This is a genomic window from Thiomonas sp. 13-64-67 (assembly GCF_002282795.1).
In the GTDB taxonomy this organism is placed as follows: domain Bacteria; phylum Pseudomonadota; class Gammaproteobacteria; order Burkholderiales; family Burkholderiaceae_C; genus Thiomonas; species Thiomonas arsenitoxydans.
In genome coordinates this window covers 1-1,826 of record NZ_NCKP01000131.1, presented here as the reverse complement: position 1 = coordinate 1,826, position 1,826 = coordinate 1, and the positions used below count along the sequence as shown (strand labels likewise).

At 63.3% G+C, this 1,826-nt stretch carries 2 protein-coding genes and 1 pseudogene; all 3 read left to right on the top strand.

Going from position 1 to position 1,826, the window contains the following annotated elements; all coding sequences use genetic code 11:
- Positions 1 to 181 (top strand): annotated as a pseudogene (locus tag B7X30_RS15565) (IS66 family transposase); the annotation flags it as partial.
- A 211-nt stretch (positions 182 to 392) separates the two neighbouring features.
- Positions 393 to 1,562 (top strand): site-specific integrase, encoded by a 1,170-nt coding sequence (locus tag B7X30_RS15560; RefSeq protein ID WP_286731862.1) that lies wholly within the window; start codon positions 393 to 395, stop codon positions 1,560 to 1,562.
- A complete protein-coding gene (locus tag B7X30_RS15555) occupies positions 1,559 to 1,732 on the top strand; it encodes a hypothetical protein (protein WP_286731861.1) in 174 nt (57 codons plus the stop codon). The genes B7X30_RS15560 and B7X30_RS15555 overlap by 4 nt, the downstream gene beginning before the upstream one ends.
- Positions 1,733 to 1,826 lie beyond the last annotated feature (94 nt).

Sequence of the window (1,826 nt, the reverse complement as noted above, 5' to 3'; positions counted from 1 at the left end):
CTGGGTCTACCGCAGCGCGGCTACGCCGGCGGTGGTGTTTGACTATTGCGCCAGTCGTGCCGGTGCGCATGCGCGCGACTTCCTGCAGGATTGGTCAGGGACGTTGCTCACCGACGGGTTCAGCGGCTACGCCGCCCTCCACGCCCAGGACTCGATCGTCGAAGCGGGCTGCTGGGCGCATTATCTTGAGTGCAGTTTTATCTGGGGCTCGACGCATGAGGTTACTGTCCGCAGGAGGAGCCGGTCTTGCGCGTCACTCCACATAAATCCGGTGCGTTCAATAGGTTTCTGCATCCGATCTGGCCTGGCTGGCGTATGTCGCTTGTATGGTCACACAGTCACGCAAGACACAGCAATCGGAGCGCACGCCCAGTGCTCAGGACATCCTGCGCGTGTGGCGCGCCGATCGCTGTGTCAGCGCGAGCAGCGCGCAGCAATACCTGCAATGGATCGGCCGGTTTCGATGCTACTGCCGTGCCCTCGGTCTTGATGAAGGCGCCGAGCTAACGCGCGACGGGGTCAAACGCTTCCAGGCCTGGTACACGCTTTCACGCAAGATCAATATCGCCCATCTCGGTCTCGCGAGTTCGTCTATGCGTTCGCTGCGCCGCGTTCACGAGGTCATGGGCATGCCGGTGCCGCCGTGGCAGCCTATCGAACGCCGTCCGCCACCTGCCACGGCGGTTCTGCGCGACTATGCAGCCCACCTTGGGCAACATCGGGGCAACCCCGAGGTCACGATTCGCAAGAAGCTCGACCACGTCGGCAAGCTGTTCGAGCACCTGATGCGGTCCGGCAAGTCCTGGCGCCATCTGAGCTTGCCCGACATCGACGCATTCCTCATCGAATGCGCCAGTCACTATGCCCGCTCGACGACAGCCGACATCGCCAGCACGGTCAGATCCTTTGCCCGGTTCTTGCTGACCAGCGGGCGCATTCGCACCGACCTGGCCGATGGGGTGATATCACCGGTGCAACCAAAGTTTGAACGGCCGCGGCGGGCCTTGCCTTGGGAGGACGTTCAGCGACTTCTGCTTGCTGTGGACACGAGCACGGCGTGCGGGCTGCGCGACCACGCGCTGCTGTTGATGATGAGCACCTACGGCCTGGGCGCGGGTGAAGTCATTGGCTTGCAACTGCAGGACATCGACTGGCGCGCCGGTACGCTGCAGATGTCGCGCCCGAAGACCGGTGTCAATTTCGTGTTGCCGTTGCTTCCTCCGGTGGCCAAGGTGCTGGCCCGGTACCTGCGGCATGGACGTCCGCCGCATACGCCTACGCGGCATGTGTTCATCCAGATGAAGGTGCCATTCGGCGCCCTCACGGCTTCGTCGGCGGTGCGGCACGTGCTCATCAAACATGCCAAGGTCGCCGGTATCCAAGCGCCATACTTGGGCAGCCACGTCTTGCGGCACTCGAACGCCGCGCGGCAACTCGATGTGGGCACCAAGGCACGAGTATTGTCGGATCTGCTCGGCCATCGCGACCCGGATTCGGTGTCGGCCTACGTGCGCATTGCCACGCAGTCGCTGCGTGAGGTCTCTCTGCCGGTGCCTCGATGAGCACGAAGATTACCGCCGACATCCTGGCCCACGACGTAACGCAGTTCCTGGCGTTCAAGCGGGCCATGGGCATGGGCTACCGCTGCGCCGAGTTCGTGCTCAACAGCTTCGTGCGCTTCGTCCGTGACCTGTACGGCGAACGCCCGGTGGCGTTGGACCAAGCGGTGTAAGCGTCCCGCCAACCCCTCTTGACACCCGAAGTGAAGGTCAGGTGCTGAGTGCAGGGGGATTGGTATTCGCCCAGTTGTGCGGCAGCAATTCGCC